This is a genomic window from Acinetobacter sp. 1542444 (genome assembly GCF_000581835.1).
Classification (GTDB): Bacteria; Pseudomonadota; Gammaproteobacteria; order Pseudomonadales; family Moraxellaceae; genus Acinetobacter; species Acinetobacter pittii.
On the sequence record NZ_JEYA01000003.1, the window covers coordinates 523,482 to 540,981 of the forward strand.

Consider the following 17,500-nt stretch of genomic DNA (forward strand, 5'->3'; position numbering starts at 1 on the left):
TTTTATTTTTTTTTCACTTTTTTTACATTTTAGGGGTGGACAATTTCTAATCGATAATTTACTAGCCTTTTTTTGCTTTTGTTTAGCTCAAATTGGAATCGGAAAGGGGTATTTGATGGAATGCGTTGAATACCCCGTAAGTTTTCAACTAGATATTGTTGAGGAGTTAATATGATTTCCTCTGTTTTGTCTGGTTCTGTTGCAAAAATCAACTTTAGGTTAGGAAGCTCAATACTTTTATCATTCTGGTTGAGCAATATGCCTGAGAACTGGGTATGGTTTGCGTCGATTTTGCGGACTTTTAACTTTTCTATATAGATAAGTTGATAAAGTTCTGCTGATTTGTTGCAGTGTAGTATTTGGCAAACGTAATTAAAAGCATGGCTAACGGTTGGGCTTGCATGCATGAGCTTAGGGTTAAACCAGAGGATTTGAAAAGTAAAAACTAAAATTAAAATAAGGTTGGCAGAGCTCCAGAGCGTATAGTACAACCAACTATGCTTTTTATTGTTGTCTTGTTCTTGTGGGGATGCCTGCTCAGCTAAATTAAGGTTTGGTAGAGCATTAATAGGTTCGTTGTGAAAGTAATTTAAGTTGTTGAGGTAAGTTAAAAGATCAATATTAGAGTTTTCTACTTTTTGGTCAAAGATATCTAATACGTGAGAATGCGTCATATATCTTGTCTGTATTGAACCATTGGCTAGAGTCGTTGAGTTGACCATAACTGGCTGTTCAATATTGATTAGATGGGTTAAGGCATTAAAGCTTGAATTACATTTAGGGCAACAAACCATACCCTGAGCGACAGTCAATTGAGTAAGAGATACTTTATAAACTGTTAAACACTTAGGGCAGCGGGTTTGTTTTTCATTCATGAGTTAAAAATCTCAATTTATTGTTTTACGTTTTCCTGAAATGCGACACCAGTTTTCTTCGCGCTTTTCGACATCTAATATATCAAAAAATTCAGAATAAACACGTGAAACATCAGCAACTTGCTCTTCAATCACACCAGCAAGTGCGAACTCGCCCTCAGATTTGATTAAATTTGCAAATTCAGGCGCAAGCATCATTAAAGGTCCTGCTAAAATGTTTGCAACTAAAACATCGGCTTTTTTAGGTTTGAATTCTTGATCAAACTCTTCAGGAAGACCTACATATAGTCGATCTAATACACCATTAAGCTCTGCATTTTGTTTCGTTGCTAAAACAGCTTGCGGGTCAATATCTGTGGCATATACTTTTTTAGCGCCTAGTAATAAAGCGGCTACACCTAAAATGCCTGAACCACAGCCATAATCAATCACGATTTTATCTTTAACGTCAGTTTTACCCAGCCATTGTAAGCATAGGAAAGTACTTGCGTGATTACCTGTACCAAATGCAAGACCTGGATCTAACTTAATGTTAGTTGCGTCTGCTTCTGGTGGCTCTAGCCATTCAGGCACGATCCAGAACTTTTCTCCAATCTGAATTGGCTCATAGTAATCCATCCATGCGCGTTCCCACACTTGATCTTCAAGTTCTTCATGACGCATAGGAACATCTGGAAGTTGAGCTTTTAAGAAAGCTTCTAAAGTGTCGACATCAATTGGGTCTTGTTCGTCTTGTTGATAGATGCCTGTCACAATAACTTTATTCCATAAAGGTGTTTCACCCGGTAATGGTTCAAGTAAAGCCTGATCTTCAGCATCATCCAGCGTTACGCTTACCGCACCTAGAGACATTAAAAGTGTTTCTGTGAACTCAACTTGTTCTTGATCAACGGTAATGTGTATTTGTAACCACTTCACGAAAAGGACCTAAAAATTTTATTTAAAGGCGTATTGTAACGGACTAGACCATTTTAAAAAAGAAAGCGGCCCATCTTTAATGGACCGTCTTTGAAAATACTGATGAGATATAGCGGAAAATAAATGACTTCTTCTATACCTATGTCAAAACAGATTAAGGAGCAGGGGCCTTAAATTGTAACTTGCCATTTTCGTTTGGTTGGCAAGTACCGTTAAAGGTTACGCCGTTGTGATTGTAAGAGACCCATTCACCTTGCTGTTTTTTTGCACAGACTCGAATTTGTTTTTGCGTTTCGGCTTTGCTCGTGTCAGCAGCATGGGTAAAAGTTACACCTGAAAAACAAATTAGAGATGCAGTTAAGATTTTTAACATGGTCGTTTTCATTTTGTATTCCTTCTCGTTGCGTTAATTTTAAAGTCATAGAAGTGCTGTACATTTTTTATTCTAAGATGAATTAATTTTAAAAACATTCACTTTGTATTGAATTCATGAAACAAAATGTCAAATCATGTGGCGTAGCGTAAATTATGTGAAGACAATTTTGTAATTATGTACATCAATAAGCAGATAATTTTGCTATAATGTTCCGTCTTTTTTTTCTGGTGTTTTTGTACTCATGCACTATCCTAAAGTTTATGATGTTATCGTTATCGGTGGCGGTCACGCAGGTACGGAAGCGGCCCTTGCTGCTGCGCGTATGGGACGACAGACTTTGCTTTTGACCCATAACATTGAGACTTTGGGCCAAATGAGTTGTAACCCAGCAATTGGTGGTATTGGTAAGTCTCACTTAGTCCGTGAAATTGATGCGCTTGGCGGTGCAATGGCTCTAGCTGCCGATAAAGGTGGTATTCAGTTCCGTATTTTAAATTCGCGTAAAGGTGCAGCTGTGCGTGCAACACGTGCTCAAGCTGACCGTGTTCGTTACAAAGCTGCCATTCGTGATACTTTGGAAAATCAAGTAAATCTTGATATTTTCCAGCAAGCAGCAGATGACCTGATTGTTGAAGGCGATACCGTTAAAGGTGTTGTTACCCAAATGGGTATTCGCTTTGATGCTAAAACTGTTGTGTTGACTACAGGTACATTCTTGGGTGGTGTCATCCACGTTGGTTTAGAAAAATCAAGCGGTGGTCGTGCGGGAGATCCTCCTTCTATTGCACTTGCTCAGCGTTTACGTGAATTAAAATTACCAGTAGGACGTTTAAAAACTGGTACTCCGCCACGTATTGATGCACGTTCAGTTGATTTTTCAGTCATGATTCCGCAGCCAGGTGATTTCCCGTCTCCAGTCATGTCATTCATGGGTGATGCTTCTATGCACCCTGAACAAGTAAACTGTTATATCACGCATACAAATGAAAAAACCCACGATATTATTCGTGGTGGTTTAGACCGTTCACCAATGTACACTGGTGTTATTGAAGGTGTAGGTCCGCGTTACTGTCCATCAATCGAAGATAAGATTCACCGTTTCGCTGATAAAGACTCACATCAAGTATTCTTGGAACCAGAAGGTCTAGATACACACGAGCTTTATCCAAACGGTATTTCGACCTCTTTACCGTTTGATGTTCAGTTCGAGCTTGTACGTTCAATTCGTGGTATGGAAAATGCTCATATCTTACGTCCGGGCTATGCAATTGAATATGATTATTTCAATCCGCAAGCTTTGAAATTTACACTTGAAACTAAAGCGATTAATGGCTTGTACTTTGCTGGTCAAATTAATGGTACAACAGGTTATGAAGAAGCTGGTGCCCAAGGTTTACTTGCAGGTTTAAATGCTGCGCGTCGTGCGTGGGAGCAAGAAGAATGGACGCCTAAACGTGACCAAGCTTATATGGGTGTGTTGGTTGATGACCTCATCACGTTAGGTACTAAAGAACCGTACCGTATGTTTACCTCACGTGCTGAATATCGTTTGATGTTGCGTGAAGATAATGCGGATCAGCGCTTAACTTCTATTGGTCGTGAACTTGGTTTGGTTGATGATGTTCGTTGGGCTGCTTATTGCGAGAAAATGGAAGCGGTTGAGCGTGAAACCTCTCGTTTACAACATTTATGGGCAGCACCAAATAACCCTATGGGTAAAAAATTCGTTGAAATGACGGGTGCTGATTTGAGTAAGGAATGTAGTGCGATTGATTTGCTCAAGCGCCCTAATATCACCTTCGGTCAAATTGCTGAACTTACTGGTTCTGAAGTTTCAGAACAAGTGGGGGAGCAAATTGAAATTGCTGTGAAATATGAAGGTTACATTAACCGTCAGCATGAAGATGTTGCTCAATTAAAGCGTCTTGAAGAAACTAAAATTCCTGCCGACTTTGACTATGATGTCGTGTCTGGGTTGTCACGTGAAATCACGCAGAAGTTAAAAACAGTTCTTCCAGAAACTTTAGCTCAAGCAAGCCGTATTCCTGGTGTTACGCCAGCAGCAGTTCAACTCGTAATGATCACAATTCGCAAAAACAATATGATTAAGAAAACAGCTTAATCATTTAAATGTACAAAAAGCCCATTTATTGGGCTTTTTTATTTTCTATTCAAAAAATATATGGAAACTTCCTAAGGAAGAAAAGAGATTTCGCTTCCTTTTTTTATTATTTCACATATTTTAAGCCGCCAGTTATATTGAATTCACGTTCAAACAAGAGGGCTTTAACCATGACAATGAAATCAATTCGCTACAATGGATATGAAATGGCATGCCAATGCTCATGTTCAAAATAGCGCAAAAGAAAGAGCAGATCAGTTTTGGTGGGGGAGAATACATTGATCTGAAACAAGTAAAAAAATAAGAACAATATAAAATTAAGAAAATTATAATTCAAAATCTAAAGAGAACCTTACGGTTCTCTTTTTTATATCTATTTATTCTCAGTTTCAATTTCTCGCACAGCATTATGTACTTGTACTGGCTCAATATGCAGTAATTTCTTACCAAAACTACGTAGCCACCATACTAGTTGAGATGTAAAAGGTACAGTCGCTGAAACTTCTACAATATTTTCTTCAAGCGGAGTAATCGTTTGGTCTTTACTTAACTGACTTTCATAAAAGGTTTTCGCAGTTTGCTCTGTCATGGTTAAGGTGAGCTGAATTGATTCAGTTGGTTGGTTATAGTCCACTCTAAAGCCTAAAGCCCCTGAGTCAATATAATGATCAATATCAAAATTAACTGGATGCAGTGCTCGACTGTCTAATACTTTTGCTGATTTAAAACGGTGCAGAGCAAATGTTTGCACTTCAGTTTTGTCATGTCGTGTGCAAATTAAATAAATGACTGCACCTTTTTGTACCAAAGCCAAAGGATTTAAAACATAAGTTCTGTCTTCACCCTGATTGACTCGTGCCCGATAAACACATTCTATTTGCTTGTCTTGGAGCAAGCCTTCATAAATTGCTTGTTGAGCATTTCGGTCAACTACAGGTGGAATTAACGGTTGGCTTGCCGGAACAATACGTACACGGTTAATCCACTGTCTCACATTATTTTGAGTAGAGAGACTACGTTTGGCCAAATCGAACCATGGTCCCATCTCATCAAGCAGGCTCGGGGGAAGGAGGTGCTTAAGGTGCTCCTCAACCATCATAAAGGTTACCGCTTGAGAACTTGTCATGTGAGGTAAGCTTTGAATAGGTGCATCGGATTGCCACCGCCAGCCTTGAGGTACGGCTTTATTGCTCTCTATCGGAAAACGCTGAGCAATTTGATTTAAGTCACGCTGAATAGTCCTTAAACTAATATCAATACCTTCGCGCTCAAGCATTTCTTGCAATTCTCGAGTTCCGATCCATTTACCGGTCGGTAGGCGAGACAAGATCTGCCATTGGCGATATAAACTATTCGAAGTTTCTTTTTCTATTACAGACATAAGCGTAATACATCTATATCCAATTGCTTTGGTGTCAACACAATAAAAAAACTTTACAGATTTAGCAAGTTTGTCAGATTCAGTTTATAGCCCATTGGGCAAACGATGATAAGATTTAGAAGAAAGTTATAACAATGATGCCGTACAAGTATTACAGATATATAAGTGGCACTGAAATTGCTTATTTAAAAATGAAATATAGATAAATGATAAGACGAGGTGGTTATGTCAGAACAAGAGCATGAATTACATCTAGATAATGATTTTTTTATACAAGAGCAGACAACAACAGCACTCATTAACCCAACCTCTTTTTTAGAACATATTTCTGTGCAAACTAATCTCTTTGAGCAACTTAAATCACAGTTCTTTAATGAGATGCTTGATGATGTAACGTCAAATGGTGCCGCTTCTAAAAAAATTGAACAATGGTTGAGCATCCGTACTTTAGATGAGTTAAAGGAGTTAAATACTCAAGCAAAACAGCATTTTCTTTATCATGGGATTACTTTTAATGTTTATGGTGATAAAGAAGGAACGGAGCGCACTATTCCTTTTGATTTAATTCCAAGAGTAATCGAGAAAAAACAATGGGAAAAAATTGCCTCAGGCTGTGCACAGCGTGTTAAAGCATTAAATTATTTCCTAGATGATATTTATCATGGACAACATATTTTAAAAGAACAAATCATTCCCGAAGAACAAATTATGGGAAATGATGCTTTCCAGCCCCATATGCTTAAACATTCTTTAAAGGGAAAAATTTATTCACAAATTAGTGGGATCGATATTATCCGTGATGGTGAAGGGGAGTTTTTTGTATTAGAAGACAATTTGAGAACACCTTCTGGGGTGTCTTATATGATTGAGAGCCGGAATATTAGCCAGAAATTAATGCCTGAGCTATGTACAGCCAATAATTTACAAGGGATTGAGCATTATCCAAAACTTTTAAAAGAAATATTGCAAGAAAATTCTTCTGCAGATCAACCCTTTATTGTGGTGCTAACACCAGGGCGTTTTAACAGTGCTTATTATGAGCACGCTTTTCTAGCGCGTGAAATGGATGTGCCATTAGTTACAAATCGGGATTTATTTGTAGAAAATGATCAAGTATTTGTCAAAACTATCCGCGGGCGTCAAAAAGTAGACGTAATTTACCGCCGTTTAGATGATGACTTTCTAGATCCTTTAGCATTTCGACCAGACAGCGCTTTAGGTGTGGCAGGGCTTATGTCTGCTTATTTACAAAAAAATGTCGTGATTGCAAATGCACCTGGAACGGGTGTAGCTGATGATAAATCTATCTATCCTTATGTAGATCAAATGATTCAATATTATTTAGATGAAACACCAATTCTAAAAAATGTACCCACTTATCAGTGCCGTAAAGAAGAACACTTAGATTACGTACTCTCTAATCTTGATCAATTAGTTGTTAAGGAAGCACAAGGTTCGGGCGGATACGGCATGTTGATTGGACCTAAAGCAAGCTCATGCGAAATTGATGAATTTAGAAAAAAATTGATTGCGATGCCACATATGTATATTGCGCAGCCTACCTTAGCTTTATCTGTCGCTCCAACTTTAACGACAGGCGGGGTGGCTGAGCGTCATATTGATTTGCGTCCATTTGTATTGAGCTCACCTTATCGTACAGAGATTGTGCCTGGTGGCTTAACACGTGTGGCCATGCAGGCGGGTTCTTTAGTTGTAAATTCGTCTCAAGGTGGCGGTATAAAAGATACATGGGTTGTTGAAACATTACATTCCTGATTGTGGGTTAAAGAGGAACTTTATGGTTTTACTCAATTCGAGTGCGCATCAAATATATTGGTTGGGTCGATATTTGATGCGAGTTAAATTTGCAGCCTCTCATTTACCCTTTACAGAAGATGAGAAAGCAACAAGATTTGCAGCAGCATTTGGTTTGGTCATAGAAAATGCTGAATTACTAAATCACTATATGTTAGACAAGAAGCAAACATTTTCATTACTGAACCAGCTCATTATTGCTAAAGATAATATTCAGGAACTAAGAGGTATTTTGTCATCACATGCTTATGCAGAATTAAATAATGTGATTAATACGCTTCAAGCTCAACCTGATGCATTGAGTAAAGCGGTCGAACAATGCTCGCAAATACTAGAAGCGGAACATGAAGATGTTCGTTTATTTTTGCATTTAGGCCAAAAAATAGAGCAATTTGATATAGAACTGCGTTTTGGAGAAGATTTATCTGTTCTCATATCAGAGCTAGATATAGTGGTGCAACAGCTCGCTAATTTGAATTGGGAAAATACAAATGAAAATTGGCAAGCACTAAAGCAGCAACTTACGTGGGACGCTTACTATACTTTTACACAGCAGTTGGAAAATATGTTTGAGGGCTGATTATGAAATTGATGGTTAATCATCAAACGCATTATAGCTATACTGAAACTGCTCGGAACAGCATTCAGTATATTAAAATGATGCCTAAAACATCGCCTCACCAACATGTTATGAATTGGGCAATTAGCGTGCCGGGTGATAAAACAATAAAGAGAGATATATTTAACAATGTATGGATGACGGCTAGTCAGCGTTATCCATACCAACATCTTACATTTATGGCCCAAGGAATTGTTGAGCTTCAAAATGTAGAACTAGGTTGTGTAGATCTCTCTACACCTACAAATTTGTTTTTGCAGATGACAGGTGCAACTCGATGTGATTCGGAAATGTTGGACTTTGCCAAACATATTGTAGTGGTCAAGGATCGACAGCATATTGCGTTATTAAGCGAATATATCTTGCAAAAAATACTTTATCAGCCTGAAAGTACTTCAGTTCAGACAACTGCGATCGAAGCATTTCATGCTGGTCAAGGTGTATGCCAAGATCATGCTCACATTTTAATTGCGATGTGTCGTGCGCTCCAATTACCTGCACGTTATGTCTCTGGTTATCTATTTGATCAAAACTATCCGCACCTGGCCAGTCACGCTTGGGCGGAGGTATTTTTAGAAAATCAGTGGTATTGTTTTGATGTAAGCAATCAGTTGTTTACACCCAAACATCATATCTACCTTGCAGTAGGACGTGACTATCTCGATGTGGCACCTATTCGTGGCGTAAGAGAGCAAGGTGGAGTTGAGAACATGATGTCTGTGGTTCAAGTGTTGGCATGTTGAATGTAAAGAGAATGAAATGACCTATTGTTGTGCGTTAAGATTGGAACAAGGTTTAGTGTTTATTAGTGACACAAGAACCAATGCAGGAGTTGACCATATTTCTGTGTTCCGAAAACTGCATACTTTCGGCGTTACCGGAGAACGTTTTATTGCCTTGCAAACTGCAGGTAACTTAGCAACAACGCAAGCTGTTATAGGTCATTTGCAAAATGCTCTGACTTTGCAGCAAGAGCCTAATCTATATAGTGTTAATACGATGTTTGAGGCGGCTGAACTAATTGGCAAAACCTTAAAAACTGTTTTAGAGGATATTAGTTCGGACACCCAAGAACAAATGAATTATGCCTGTAGTATTTTGGTAGGTGGGCAGATTAAGGGTGGTGACATGCAACTTTATAATGTCTATCCACAAGGCAATTTCATTTGCGCAACTACAGATACACCTTATTTTCAAATAGGTGAGAGTAAATATGGGAAGCCTATTCTGGATCGAGCTTTATATTATGCAATGCCACTAGACGATGCATTACGTTGTAGCCTGATTTCTTTTGATTCGACTTTGCGTTCAAATGTTTCTGTTGGCTTACCACTCGATGCATTGGTCTACATTAAAGATAGCTTTGTTATTCCCATGGGAAAACGAATTACCGAAGATGATCCTTATTTCTCACAGATTAGTAAACAATGGTCAGATACTCTTCGTCGGGGATTACAGGAAATGCCAAAGCCTACAGATGATTACTGGCGATAAATTTTGAATGTTTACATAAAAAAATCCAAGCATGCTTGGATTTTTTTATATTTTATTATTTAAGTGCTTTTACGAGTGGGGCGATTACTTAAGCGACAGAGTAATTCATATCCTATCGTTCCGTTAGCATCCGCAACATCATCAACTAGGCGATGCGGACCCCAGAGTTCAACTGGAGTGCCTAATTTTACTTTCATGCCTGTCACGTCGATTGCAATCATATCCATACTCACTCGCCCTACAACCGCACAGGGTTGGTTATCAATAGCGACATAGTTTTGTTTAATATAAGCTCGTGGATAACCATCACCGTAACCTATAGAAACAATCGCGATATCCATTGCTTGCGTAGCGCAGAAAGTTGATCCATAACCGACATGTTCATTAGTTTGAATATGATTGAGTGCAATCACTTCTGCTGAAAAAGTCATCACTGGTTTTAAGTCAAGATCATGGACTGTTTGATCTGCAAAAGGCGAGGCGCCGTAAAGCATGATACCCGGACGAACATAATCAAAATGTAACTCTGGCCATTTATAAATAGCAGCAGAGTTACAGCAAGAAGCTAACACTGGATCACAAGCTTGTTTAACCTGTAGAAATTGTTGTTTTTGTTGCTCGTTAAGTGGATGGTCTACATCTGCATTTGCGAAATGCATTGCAAGTACACAAGTAAATCCTTCAGATTTTAAAGTCTTAATAACTTCAATAATTTCTGGATTTTTAAAACCTAACCGGTTCATCCCACTATTAAGTTTAACCCAGACTTTTAAACCTTGATTGATGTACGCTTGTTTGTGTTTAATTAACCATTCAAATTGTTGTGGATGGTGAATGACACATTCAAATTTTTGTTTAATTGCAATTGGCATTTCATCTTCAGAAAATACCCCTTCAATTAAAGTGACAGGTTGTTGAAATCCGAGTTCACGGATTTCCAAACCTTCTTGTAGGCAGGCGACACCAAAGGCATCTGATGCATTTAAGGCTGCTAAACAGTCTTTGATTCCATGTCCATAAGCATTGGCTTTTACCATACTTACAATTTTTGAATTTGTTGCGAGTTGTTTGACACGGTTTAAGTTATATTGAAGTGCATTGCGGTCAATATAAACTGTTGCTTGGCGCACCCTCATTTACTCCTTTGGGCTAGAGATAGAGCTTATTCTTCATCATCATATTGGCTGTAATACTCAGGAGAGAGATTACTAAATCGAGTATATTGACCTTCAAAAGCAAGACGAACTGAACCAATTGGACCGTTACGCTGCTTACCAATAATAATTTCTGCAGTGCCGGCTTCTTTTGACTCTTTGTTATAAACCTCATCACGGTAAATAAACATAATTAAGTCGGCATCCTGCTCGATCGCTCCAGATTCACGTAAGTCGGACATTACAGGGCGTTTATTTGGACGGTTTTCCAGACTTCGGTTAAGCTGGGAAAGTGCGATAACAGGGCATTGCATCTCTTTTGCTAATGCTTTTAAGCTACGTGAAATTTCCGAGATCTCGCCTACACGGTTATCACCCATGCCCGGGACTTTCATGAGCTGCAAGTAATCGACCATGATGCAACCGATTTTACCATCATGCATTTTGGCAACACGACGAGCACGGGCACGAAGTTCAGTTGGAGGTAGGGCTGATGAGTCATCAATATATAAATGCATTTGCTGAAGCTGCAAAATTGTACCAGTCACCTTGGTCCATTCATCTGCATCTAAATTCCCCGAACGTAAATGTCCTTGATGGACTTTACCCATTGCGGAAATAAGACGCATCGCAATCGAGTCTGCTGGCATCTCCATTGAAAAGACCAGAGCAGGTAACTTATTATATTGCAAAACACTCTCAACCAGATTCATGGCAAAAGTAGTTTTACCCATCGATGGACGTGCAGCAACAATAATTAAGTCACCAGGTTGCATACCAGATGTTTTGTTATCAAGTTCTAAGAAGCCTGTCGTTAAACCTGTAATATTGCCATCTAATTTTGAAAGCTCATCAAGCTTACTAATTACGTCTGCGGTAACAGAACTAATAGATTTAGGACCAGCATCTTTTTTATTGTTATTGTGTTGTTCTGCTAATGAGAAAATACTTGTTTCAGCTAAGTCTAAAATTTCACTAACACCGCGGCCTTTCGTGTCATAAGCATTTTGTAAAATTTCAGTACTAACTTTAATCATGCTACGAAGCGTAGAAAATTCTTTAATTTTAGTAGCATAAGTTTCTAAGTTATAGAAACTTGAAGGTGAGTCAGCCATGAGCTGCATTAAATATTCTTCGCCACCGATAGCATCAAGTAAATTTTGTTTTAAGAGCCAGTCACTTACTAAGACAGCATCATAGGGTGAGTTTTCTTGTGCTAATTTCTCGATTGCACGAAAAATATATTTATGGCGAGTCGCGTAAAAATCATTTTCTTTGAGTACATCGTTAACTTGTTCGAAAGATTCAGCAACTGTCATCAGGGCAGCTAGCACAGCTTGTTCAATAGCTAAATTGTGTGGGGGAGTGCGAAACTCTTTAAGTTGGCCTGATTCACTCGTTTTATTTTCTGTTGGAGATGAAAGCGCTAAAGAAGTGGCATTCGCCTGAGACATAATTAGACCTGATGATAAAGAAAGGTGTACACAAGGAGGCTGTAAAGCCGAGAACTATCTTAAAACAAAATTAAATAAACTACCTAATTAAAAAACCAATTAAACTGAAGAACTGATCAGGAATTAATATATCTTATTTTAAAATTTGAAACATAAAAAAAGAGCATGCAAAAGCATGCTCTTTTTTTGATGAGAAATTACTCAGATACGATAGTAACGAGAACTTCTGCAACAACATCATGGTGCAATTGGATTGCGATGTTGAATTCACCAGTGTGACGAAGCGCGCCATTTGGTAAACGAACTTCTGCACGGTCAACTGTAAGACCAGCATTCGTTAATGCGTCAGCGATGTCACGAGTACCGATAGAACCGAAGAGTTTACCTTCGTCACCAGCTTTAGCAGTGATAACGATGTTAACTTCATTCAATTGTTCAGCACGTGCTTGAGCAGCAGCTAAAACTTCAGCTTCTTGCTTCTCAAGTTCAGCACGACGAGCTTCAAAAGCAGCAGTGTTAGCTTCAGTAGCTGCAACTGCTTTACCTTGAGGGATAAGGAAGTTACGGCCGTAACCAGCTTTAACTGATACTTTATCGCCTAATTTACCAAGGTTCTTAATGCGTTGTAATAAGATAACGTCCACAGATCACCTCACTTATGGTTGTCAGTGTACGGAATCAAAGACAAATAGCGAGCTTGTTTGATAGCAAGTGCTAATTGACGTTGATAACGAGCTTTAGTACCAGTGATACGGCTAGGAACAATCTTGCCGTTTTCAGTGATGTACTGTTTTAAAGTGTCGATATCTTTGTAGTCGATGTACGCAACATTCTCAGCTGTAAAGCGGCAGAACTTGCGACGACGGTAAAAACGTGCCATTGATGTTCTCCTTATTCAGCTTCTTGAGCAACTTGCTGTGCTTCTTCGCGTTGAGCTTTACGCGCACGCTTTTCTTCAGCACTCTTAGCAAGCAATGACTCTTCAGTGATTGCGTGTTCACGACGGATGATAAGGTTACGAATGATCGCGTCGTTATAACGGAATAATTCTTCTAACTCATCAAGCGTAGTTTGACCACATTCAACATTCATAAGAATGTAGTGCGCTTTGTGAATTTTGTTAATTGGGTAAGCCAATTGACGACGGCCCCAATCTTCTAAACGGTGAATTTGACCTTCAGCTTCTTTGATCTGAGAGATATAGCGTTCAACCATACCTACAACTTGATCGCTTTGGTCTGGGTGTACCAAAAGTACGATTTCGTAATGACGCATTGTCAGCTCCTTACGGTTTAAACAGCCCCTAATAAAAAAATTAGAAGCAAGGAGTCATAACTTAATAAGTTATGTCGCAAAAATTGCGAAGGCTGAATTATAGGTAAAAGTTCGACTAAAAACAAATCTTTTGATCAGAAAAGTAAAACTTCTTTACTATAAAGAGGAAATCCTCTCTTGTTTAAAAGAGAGGAAGATTTGGAGCAGGGGATTGATAGGTAAAGCTAAAGCTCAAACTTAACAGGGTAATTAATATGACCGAGTACAGGAAAAAACGTTTAGCCCACAATTGATCATTTACGGCTTTAAATCCAATAACTGATAAATATAACCAATATGCAGTCAAAGCATTAAAGGTAATTAAAAAGAATACATTGGTATAGCCAAAACAATATAACCCATTTAAAACAGCTGCAAATAATAGGATATAGATTACACATTCAATTTTCGTACGATAAATAGAACGTGCTACAGGCAAAATTGGAATTCCCGCATTTTTGTAATCATCAAAACGATAAATTGCAATTGCCCAAGAGTGAGGCATTTGCCATAAAGCGTATGCTAAAAACAAAAGCAAGGCTGCCACATCAAATTGATGAGTTACTGCTGTATAACCAATAACAGGAGGGCTCGCTCCGGAGATACTACCAATGACGGTTTGATGGATTGAAGTACGTTTGGTCCACAAGCTATAAAAACCGACATAGACAATAAAACCAATCATTGCAAACAAAAATGCATAACCATTTACACCGAACCACAAAATGCTAAAACCAATTACTCCAAGCACTAATGCATATATCAGCGCAACAGTAGGAGAGATTGTTTTTTTAACAAGTGCACGGTTTTGAGTGCGCTGCATCTTTGTATCAATATCTTGATCTATAACATTATTAACTACACAACCAGAAGCCACAACTAAAGTTGTTCCAAGTAGGGTGAGAAGTAATAATAAGATGTCTATAGAGCCTTGGGCGGCTAAGAAAAAGCCGCCCAAGGTGGTAATGAAATTACCGAAGAGAATTCCTGGTTTAGTCAGGAATAGATATTTTCTCAACATGACAATCAGTTTAGATCATCATATTGTAGTGAAGGTAATTCATAATCCACACAGAACCGATTAAAAGTACGGCGATACATAGGATTGTGTAGATGAATGCAATCATATTCCAACGTTGTTCAGATGATGTATTCATGTGTAGGAAGTACACAAGTTGTACAAGAACCTGAGCAACCGCAGTGATTGCAATCACTGTAACTAAAAGACCACGACTGAAACCACCCGCCATCACCATCCCGAAAGGGATGATGGTGAGGATAACAGAAAGGATAAATCCAACAGTGTATTGCTTAAAGTTACCGTGTGACGCACCAGCAGCATTATGCTCATGACTACTCATTAGAGAACTCCCAGTAAGTAAACGACGCTGAATACACAGATCCAAACGATGTCAAGGAAGTGCCAGAACAAGCTTAAGCAAGCAAGACGACGTGTATTCGGTAAAGTCAAACCTTTAGTTTTAATTTGATACATTAATACAAGCATCCACACTAAACCAGAAGTTACGTGGATACCGTGTGTACCAACCAAAGTAAAGAACGATGATAAGAATGCACTGTGAGTTGGACCGTGGCCTTCATGTACAAGGTGATGGAATTCATAGACTTCCATTCCAATGAACGATGCACCAAAAAGGAATGTAATAAATAACCAAGTGATAACTTGATTTACATTCTTTTTATAAGATGCAAGTACAGCAAAACCAAAGGTTACCGATGAAATCAATAAGGCAAATGTTTCAGTTAACACGAAGCCTAATGAGTCATGGAATAGGTCATATGCGCTTGGAGTGCCTGCTGGAACATGACTGCTTAATACAGCGAACGCAATGAAGAGTGATCCGAAAAGAATCAAGTCACTCATCAAGTATGTCCAGAAACCAAAAACCGTTAAGTCGGTATCATCATGTTCATGATGACCGTCATGGCCGTGGTTGTCGTGATGAAGTACTTCAGCCATTTCCTTAGTCCTTCTTCAAGTGTTTTTCAAGTAAAGCATAGCGTTCGTTTTCAATACGCTCAACTTCAGCAGCAGGAACGTAGTAGTCAACATTCTTAGTGAATGAGCTTACGATCAAGCTAACAACAGCTGCAACGAATGAAACAACAACGAGCCACCAAATATGCCAGATGAGTGCAAAGCCAAGAAGAGTAATGAACATTGCAATGACAAAACCAGCAGCACGATCAGTCGGCATGTGGATGTCTTCATATTTAGTGTTACGTGCGTATGCTACACCATTTTCTTTGTCAGTCCAGAAACGGTCGATACCGCTTGCATCTGGTTCATGCGCAAAGTTATAGAACGGAGCAGGGGAAGAGGTCGCCCATTCAAGCGTACGAGCATCCCATGGATCGCCAGTAAGGTCCATGTTGTCTTTACGTTGTAAGAAACCAACGATGATTTGCATTAAGAAACATGCAATACCAATCGCAACAAGAACAGCACCAAATAATGCAATCGCAAGGTACGGATCCCATTCAGGGTTGTCATATGTATTCAAACGACGAGTCATACCCATGAAACCAAGGATATAAAGTGGCATGAATGCAAAATAGAAACCGAAGAACCAGAACCAGAACGCAGCTTTACCCCATGCTTCGTTGAGCTTCCAACCAAACATTTTTGGCCAGTAGTAAATGATGCCGGCAAACATACCAAACACCACACCACCAATAATTACGTTATGGAAGTGAGCGATCAAGAATAATGAGTTGTGTACCAAGAAGTCCGCAGGTGGAACAGCCATAAGTACACCAGTTAAACCACCGATACCGAATGTTACAAGGAAGCCAAGCGTCCATAACATTGGAGTAGTAAAGGTGATGCGACCTTTATACATAGTGAATAACCAAGAGAAGATTTTCACACCAGTAGGAATCGCAATAACCATGGTCATGATACCGAAGAACGCGTTAACGTTCGCACCAGCACCCATGGTGAAGAAGTGGTGAAGCCATACAACGAACGCAAGAACAGTAATCGCGATAGTTGCATACACCATAGACTTGTAACCGAACAACGCTTTACGAGAGAAGGTTGCAACGATTTCTGAGTATAGACCAAATGCTGGTAATACCAAGATATATACTTCAGGGTGACCCCATGTCCAGATCAAGTTCACATAAAGCATTGGGCTACCGCCAAGCTCATTTGTGAAGAAATGGAAGCCGAAGTAACGGTCAAGAGTAAGCATTGCAAGAGTACCTGTTAATACAGGGAATGATGCAATGATTAATACAGCCGTACAAAGTGAAGTCCATGTGAAAATAGGCATGTCCATTAATTTCATGCCAGGCGCACGCATTTTGATGATGGTAACGAAGAAGTTAACACCAGATAAAAGCGTACCTAGACCAGAAACCTGAAGTGCCCAGATATAGTAATCGACACCTACACCAGGAGAATATTGAATGCCAGATAGAGGAGGGTAAGCCATCCAACCAGTCGCAGCAAATTCACCTAATACAAGTGAAAGCATCATTAAACCAGCAGCACCAGCGAATAACCAGAAGCTTAAAGAGTTCAATAATGGGAAAGCAACGTCGCGAGCACCAATCTGTAAAGGTACAGAGATGTTCATCATACCTACAACGAGACCCATTGCTACGAAGAAGATCATGATTACACCGTGTGCGGTGAAGATCTGGTCATAGTGGTCAGGATGTAGATAACCTTCGCCGCCGCCTTTAGCGAGGAAAAGTTGTAAACGCATCATGATCGCATCGGCGAAACCACGCAGAAGCATGACAACAGATACGATGATATACATGATACCAATCTTTTTATGGTCTACCGTAATAAACCACTCATTCCACAAATATCCCCATTTTTTGAAATAGGTGATACCGCCAAGCACTGCAATTGCACCAATTGCCATAAGGACCATGGTGACAAGTACGATTGGCTCTGTCGGGATAGAGTCCCAACCCAGTTTACCAAAAATCATATCCATG

General features: G+C 39.2%; 18 protein-coding genes. 5 read left to right on the forward strand and 13 right to left on the reverse strand.

The window, feature by feature from the left end; all coding sequences use genetic code 11:
- Positions 1-29 precede the first annotated feature (29 nt).
- The 3 genes from J580_RS14575 to J580_RS14585 all read right to left on the reverse strand — a co-directional run bounded on the left by J580_RS14575 (position 30) and on the right by J580_RS14585 (position 2,178).
- Entirely contained in the window at positions 30-875 is an 846-nt protein-coding gene (locus J580_RS14575) for a zinc-ribbon and DUF3426 domain-containing protein (protein WP_017398532.1), read from the reverse strand.
- Between the two features lie 12 nt (positions 876-887).
- Entirely contained in the window at positions 888-1,793 is a 906-nt protein-coding gene (gene prmA, locus J580_RS14580) for a 50S ribosomal protein L11 methyltransferase (protein ID WP_032004696.1), read from the reverse strand.
- A gap of 154 nt (positions 1,794-1,947) precedes the next feature.
- The gene (locus tag J580_RS14585) at positions 1,948-2,178 is read right to left on the reverse strand and encodes a hypothetical protein (protein WP_000859008.1); all 231 of its coding nucleotides are present in this window, start codon (positions 2,176-2,178) and stop codon (positions 1,948-1,950) included.
- Between the two features lie 232 nt (positions 2,179-2,410).
- On the opposite strand from J580_RS14585, the gene mnmG reads away from it, so the two are divergent.
- Positions 2,411-4,291, forward strand: a complete 1,881-nt coding sequence (mnmG, locus tag J580_RS14590) for a tRNA uridine-5-carboxymethylaminomethyl(34) synthesis enzyme MnmG (RefSeq protein WP_005068479.1) — start codon at positions 2,411-2,413, stop codon at positions 4,289-4,291.
- A 373-nt stretch (positions 4,292-4,664) separates the two neighbouring features.
- On the opposite strand, the gene J580_RS23695 is transcribed toward mnmG, so the two are convergent.
- Positions 4,665-5,672, reverse strand: a complete 1,008-nt coding sequence (locus J580_RS23695; protein ID WP_002119763.1) for a helix-turn-helix transcriptional regulator — start codon at positions 5,670-5,672, stop codon at positions 4,665-4,667.
- Between the two features lie 225 nt (positions 5,673-5,897).
- Here J580_RS23695 and J580_RS14600 point away from each other — a divergent pair, with 225 nt between their 5' ends.
- From J580_RS14600 to J580_RS14615, 4 genes are read left to right on the forward strand one after another with little or no spacing between them, the layout of a single operon-like run.
- Positions 5,898-7,448, forward strand: coding sequence for a circularly permuted type 2 ATP-grasp protein (locus J580_RS14600; protein ID WP_014207140.1), 1,551 nt, complete (start codon positions 5,898-5,900; stop codon positions 7,446-7,448).
- 22 nt (positions 7,449-7,470) lie between these two features.
- Positions 7,471-8,067 (forward strand): alpha-E domain-containing protein, encoded by a 597-nt coding sequence (locus J580_RS14605; protein ID WP_032004697.1) that lies wholly within the window; start codon positions 7,471-7,473, stop codon positions 8,065-8,067.
- A gap of 2 nt (positions 8,068-8,069) precedes the next feature.
- A complete protein-coding gene (locus J580_RS14610; protein ID WP_032004698.1) occupies positions 8,070-8,849 on the forward strand; it encodes a transglutaminase family protein in 780 nt (259 codons plus the stop codon).
- A 16-nt stretch (positions 8,850-8,865) separates the two neighbouring features.
- Positions 8,866-9,600 carry a proteasome-type protease gene (locus J580_RS14615; protein ID WP_002119721.1) on the forward strand — a complete coding sequence of 245 codons (735 nt, stop codon included), beginning with the start codon at positions 8,866-8,868 and terminating at the stop codon, positions 9,598-9,600.
- 59 nt (positions 9,601-9,659) lie between these two features.
- Here the strand turns inward: J580_RS14615 and alr are convergent, their stop codons facing one another.
- The 9 genes from alr to cyoB form a co-directional block, all read right to left on the reverse strand.
- Entirely contained in the window at positions 9,660-10,730 is a 1,071-nt protein-coding gene (gene alr, locus J580_RS14620) for an alanine racemase (RefSeq protein WP_081403656.1), read from the reverse strand.
- A gap of 32 nt (positions 10,731-10,762) precedes the next feature.
- The gene (gene dnaB / locus J580_RS14625) at positions 10,763-12,208 is read right to left on the reverse strand and encodes a replicative DNA helicase (protein ID WP_002119718.1); all 1,446 of its coding nucleotides are present in this window, start codon (positions 12,206-12,208) and stop codon (positions 10,763-10,765) included.
- A gap of 197 nt (positions 12,209-12,405) precedes the next feature.
- The gene (gene rplI, locus J580_RS14630) at positions 12,406-12,852 is read right to left on the reverse strand and encodes a 50S ribosomal protein L9 (protein ID WP_000382591.1); all 447 of its coding nucleotides are present in this window, start codon (positions 12,850-12,852) and stop codon (positions 12,406-12,408) included.
- An 8-nt stretch (positions 12,853-12,860) separates the two neighbouring features.
- Positions 12,861-13,088 (reverse strand): 30S ribosomal protein S18, encoded by a 228-nt coding sequence (gene rpsR, locus J580_RS14635; RefSeq protein ID WP_000090661.1) that lies wholly within the window; start codon positions 13,086-13,088, stop codon positions 12,861-12,863.
- A gap of 11 nt (positions 13,089-13,099) precedes the next feature.
- Entirely contained in the window at positions 13,100-13,483 is a 384-nt protein-coding gene (gene rpsF / locus J580_RS14640; protein WP_002119610.1) for a 30S ribosomal protein S6, read from the reverse strand.
- A 181-nt stretch (positions 13,484-13,664) separates the two neighbouring features.
- Complete coding sequence (gene cyoE / locus J580_RS14645; protein ID WP_005073589.1) at positions 13,665-14,543, reverse strand: heme o synthase; 879 nt, start codon at positions 14,541-14,543, stop codon at positions 13,665-13,667.
- 10 nt (positions 14,544-14,553) lie between these two features.
- The gene (locus J580_RS14650) at positions 14,554-14,883 is read right to left on the reverse strand and encodes a cytochrome o ubiquinol oxidase subunit IV (RefSeq protein ID WP_000094534.1); all 330 of its coding nucleotides are present in this window, start codon (positions 14,881-14,883) and stop codon (positions 14,554-14,556) included.
- Positions 14,883-15,503, reverse strand: coding sequence for a cytochrome o ubiquinol oxidase subunit III (gene cyoC / locus J580_RS14655; RefSeq protein WP_002119759.1), 621 nt, complete (start codon positions 15,501-15,503; stop codon positions 14,883-14,885). The genes J580_RS14650 and cyoC overlap by 1 nt, the downstream gene beginning before the upstream one ends.
- 4 nt (positions 15,504-15,507) lie before the next feature.
- On the reverse strand, positions 15,508-17,499 hold the full coding sequence (gene cyoB, locus J580_RS14660; RefSeq protein WP_005068497.1) for a cytochrome o ubiquinol oxidase subunit I: 1,992 nt from the start codon (positions 17,497-17,499) through the stop codon (positions 15,508-15,510).
- Position 17,500 lies beyond the last annotated feature (1 nt).

Bases quoted from the DNA above. Each gene is read 5' to 3' on its own strand.
- J580_RS14575 (WP_017398532.1), bottom strand. From the start codon at position 875: ATGAATGAAAAACAAACCCGCTGCCCTAAGTGTTTAACAGTTTATAAA.
- J580_RS14585 (WP_000859008.1), bottom strand. From the start codon at position 2,178: ATGAAAACGACCATGTTAAAAATCTTAACTGCATCTCTAATTTGTTTT.
- mnmG (WP_005068479.1), top strand. From the start codon at position 2,411: ATGCACTATCCTAAAGTTTATGATGTTATCGTTATCGGTGGCGGTCAC.
- J580_RS23695 (WP_002119763.1), bottom strand. From the start codon at position 5,672: ATGTCTGTAATAGAAAAAGAAACTTCGAATAGTTTATATCGCCAATGG.
- J580_RS14600 (WP_014207140.1), top strand. From the start codon at position 5,898: ATGTCAGAACAAGAGCATGAATTACATCTAGATAATGATTTTTTTATA.
- J580_RS14605 (WP_032004697.1), top strand. From the start codon at position 7,471: ATGGTTTTACTCAATTCGAGTGCGCATCAAATATATTGGTTGGGTCGA.
- J580_RS14610 (WP_032004698.1), top strand. From the start codon at position 8,070: ATGAAATTGATGGTTAATCATCAAACGCATTATAGCTATACTGAAACT.
- J580_RS14615 (WP_002119721.1), top strand. From the start codon at position 8,866: ATGACCTATTGTTGTGCGTTAAGATTGGAACAAGGTTTAGTGTTTATT.
- dnaB (WP_002119718.1), bottom strand. From the start codon at position 12,208: ATGTCTCAGGCGAATGCCACTTCTTTAGCGCTTTCATCTCCAACAGAA.
- rpsR (WP_000090661.1), bottom strand. From the start codon at position 13,088: ATGGCACGTTTTTACCGTCGTCGCAAGTTCTGCCGCTTTACAGCTGAG.
- rpsF (WP_002119610.1), bottom strand. From the start codon at position 13,483: ATGCGTCATTACGAAATCGTACTTTTGGTACACCCAGACCAAAGCGAT.
- cyoE (WP_005073589.1), bottom strand. From the start codon at position 14,543: ATGTTGAGAAAATATCTATTCCTGACTAAACCAGGAATTCTCTTCGGT.
- J580_RS14650 (WP_000094534.1), bottom strand. From the start codon at position 14,883: ATGAGTAGTCATGAGCATAATGCTGCTGGTGCGTCACACGGTAACTTT.
- cyoC (WP_002119759.1), bottom strand. From the start codon at position 15,503: ATGGCTGAAGTACTTCATCACGACAACCACGGCCATGACGGTCATCAT.
- cyoB (WP_005068497.1), bottom strand. From the start codon at position 17,499: ATGGATATGATTTTTGGTAAACTGGGTTGGGACTCTATCCCGACAGAG.